Raw genomic sequence first — 3,116 nt, forward strand, 5'->3', positions numbered from 1 at the left:
CCGGTGCCAAAGTCGTCGATAGCCAGGCGCAAGCCGAGCTCACGCAGGCGATGCATTTGCTCAAGGGCGACTTCCGGGTCTTCCATCACCGCGCTTTCGGTGACTTCCAGCTCTAAAAGCGCCGGATCCAGCCCCGTGTCGTGCAGCACCTTGGCTACTTGCTCATACAGCTCACGCCGGGCAAACAGGCGGCTGGACACATTCACCGCGAGAAACGTCAGCGGTGCGCCGTCTGCCAGCCATTGGCACATCTGGCGGCAAGCCTGGTCCATGACCCAGGCGTCGATGTCGGCAATCAGTCCGGTGCGCTCGGCAATCGGGATGAATTCCCCCGGCGGCACCAGCCCGCGCTCCGGGTGCTGCCAGCGCACCAGGGCTTCGACGCCGATCATTCGGCTGTCTTGCAGGTCGTGCACTGGCTGGTAGTAAACCCGCAGCTCCCGCTGATCCAGGGCGCGGCGCAGTTCACCGGCCATTTCCACGCGGTGCTGGGCGTGGGCGGTAAGCTCTTCGGTGTACAAGGCGTAGCCTTCGCGGCCGGCGCTCTTGGCCTTGAACAACGCGGAGTCGGCGTTGCGCAGCAGTTGCTCGGCGCTCAGCGCGTCGCTGGGGAACAGGCTGATCCCGATGCTCACGCTGATAAACAGTTGATGGCCGTCGAAGATGACCGGTTCTTTCATCGCGTCGAGAATACGTTGCGCCAGGGCGGCGGCCTGGCCCACCTGTGGACAACTTTCCGCCAGCACCGCGAACTCGTCGCCGCCCAGGCGCGCCAGGGTCACGCCGGGGCCGAACAGGCCTTGCAGGCGCTCGCCGACGGCCTTGAGCAACTGGTCGCCGACGTTATGGCCGAGGCTGTCGTTGATGATCTTGAAATGGTCGAGGTCGAGCAGCAGCAAGGCGCAGCCACGTTTATGGATCTGCGCGGAGGCCAGGGCCTGTTCGGCACGATCGGTGAACAGCAGGCGGTTGGGCAGGTCGGTCAGCGGGTCGTGATGGGCCAGGTGCGCCAACTCGCTCTCGGAGTGCTTGATGGCGCTGATATCGGAGAACACCGCGACGTAGTGGCTGATATGGCCCTGCTCATCACGGATCACCCGGATGGTCTGCCACTGTGGGTAGATTTCGCCGCTTTTACGGCGGTTCCAGATTTCACCGCTCCATTCACCGTCACGTTCCAGCGTCTCGAACATCGCCTGGTAGAAACTGGCCGAGTGGCGCCCGGACTTGAACAGGCTCGGCTGGCGCCCCAGCACGTCTTCGCACTGGTAGCCGGTGATTTCGATAAAGGCCCGGTTGACGTGAACAATCAGCCCCAGGGCATCGGTGACCAGCACCCCTTCGCGGGTGCAATCGAACACGGCGGCGGCCTGGCGCAGGCGCTCGCGGTTTTCCTTCAGTGGCTGCTGGATCAGGTTCGCCCGGGCAAAGTGCGCGCAAAGCAGGTAGATCGCCAGGGCACTGAGGCTGACCCACAGGTAACCGCGTATCTGAAGCCAGCGGCCCAGCTCCACGGGTTCATCGATAAAGTTGATCAATACCTGATGGCTGAGCTGAATCCACACAATCGAAACCAGCAGGTACATCAGCCCGGCACGCAGGGCACCTCGGTATGAAAACAGCATATGTTCAGTAATCCTTACTAAAAAACCAGATTCGCCCTACAAAGGTTACGGATTATAGAATAAGAAACATCCAGTCACTCCTATCTGAAAGGGCGGCTGGTTTTATCTGTAGGCTTAGTGATAATGCGCAAGCTGGTTTTTTCTTTATCTGAGGGCCATACAGCCTATGTGGTACAACGGTTTTCTTGACTTGTCGGCCTGGCAACTGGTGGCAGTCACTCTGTTGATGACCCACGTGACCATTGTCGGGGTCACGGTCTATCTGCACCGCTATTCAGCCCACCGCTCCCTGGAGCTCAATGCTGGCCTGAAACACTTCTTCCGCTTCTGGCTGTGGCTCACCACGGCGCAGAACACCCGCGAGTGGACCGCTATCCACCGCAAACACCACGCCAAGTGCGAAACCGTCGACGATCCTCACAGCCCGGTGATCAAGGGCCTGTCCACCGTGCTGCGCAAAGGCGCCGAGCTGTATCGCGCCGAAGCCGAGAACCCCGAGACCCTGCGTATCTACGGCAAGAACTGCCCGGAAGACTGGATCGAGCGCAAGCTCTACACCCCGTACCCGCTGCTGGGCGTGGCGATCATGGGCGTGATCGACCTGCTGCTGTTCGGCACCATCGGCATCACCATCTGGGCCATCCAGATGATGTGGATCCCGTTCTGGGCTGCCGGCGTAATCAACGGCCTGGGTCATGCCATCGGCTACCGCAACTTCGAATGCCGCGATGCGGCGACCAACCTGATTCCCTGGGGCATCATCGTGGGTGGCGAAGAACTGCATAACAACCACCACACCTACCCCAACTCCGCCAAGCTGTCGGTGAAGAAGTGGGAGTTCGACCTGGGCTGGGCCTGGATCAAAGTGTTCAGCTTCCTGCGCCTGGCCAAGGTGCAACGGGTCGCGCCGATCGCCCACCGGGTCGAAGGCAAGGGCAGCCTGGACATGGACACCGCGATGGCGATCCTCAACAACCGCTTCCAGATCATGGCCCAGTACCGCAAGTTGGTGATTGGCCCGCTGGTCAAGCAGGAACTGGAAAAGGTCGATCACTCGGTGCGCCACCAATTCCATCGCGCCAAGCGCCTGCTGTCGCGGGAGACCAGCCTGCTGGATGACCGCCACCACGTGCGCATCCAGAGCATGCTGGAGCACAGCCAGGCCCTGAAAGTGATCTACGAGAAGCGCCTGGCGCTGCAACAGATCTGGCTGAAAACCAGCACCAACGGCCACGACATGCTGGCGGCGATCAAGGAATGGGTGCACGAGGCCGAGGCGAGCGGGATTCAATCCCTGCGGGACTTTGCCCATCAGCTGAAGACCTATTCGCTGCGGCCTGCCGCGGCCTGATACGGCTGTAGCGAGCCGATTTTTTGTGGCAAGGGAGCTTCTGTGGCGAGGGAGCTTGCTCCCGCTGGAGTGCGCAGCGCTCCCAAGATTCTGGGGCCGCTACGCAGCCCAGCCGGAGCAAGCTCCCTCGCCACAACAAG

At 61.4% G+C, this 3,116-nt stretch carries 2 protein-coding genes; one reads left to right on the top strand and one right to left on the bottom strand.

Annotation, left to right across the window (positions count from 1 at the left end):
• On the bottom strand, positions 1-1,625 hold a 1,625-nt coding region (locus HX786_RS18760), incomplete at its 3' end, for a bifunctional diguanylate cyclase/phosphodiesterase (protein ID WP_178912452.1).
• 166 nt (positions 1,626-1,791) lie between these two features.
• Between HX786_RS18760 and desA the strand changes: the two genes are divergently transcribed.
• Positions 1,792-2,976, top strand: a complete 1,185-nt coding sequence (gene desA, locus HX786_RS18765; protein ID WP_087693634.1) for a delta-9 fatty acid desaturase DesA — start codon at positions 1,792-1,794, stop codon at positions 2,974-2,976.
• The last annotated feature ends 140 nt before the right edge of the window (positions 2,977-3,116 follow it).

Source organism: Pseudomonas sp. 21615526 (assembly GCF_013386245.1).
Taxonomy (GTDB): domain Bacteria; phylum Pseudomonadota; class Gammaproteobacteria; order Pseudomonadales; family Pseudomonadaceae; genus Aquipseudomonas.

Bases quoted from the DNA above. Each gene is read 5' to 3' on its own strand.
- desA (WP_087693634.1), top strand. From the start codon at position 1,792: ATGTGGTACAACGGTTTTCTTGACTTGTCGGCCTGGCAACTGGTGGCA.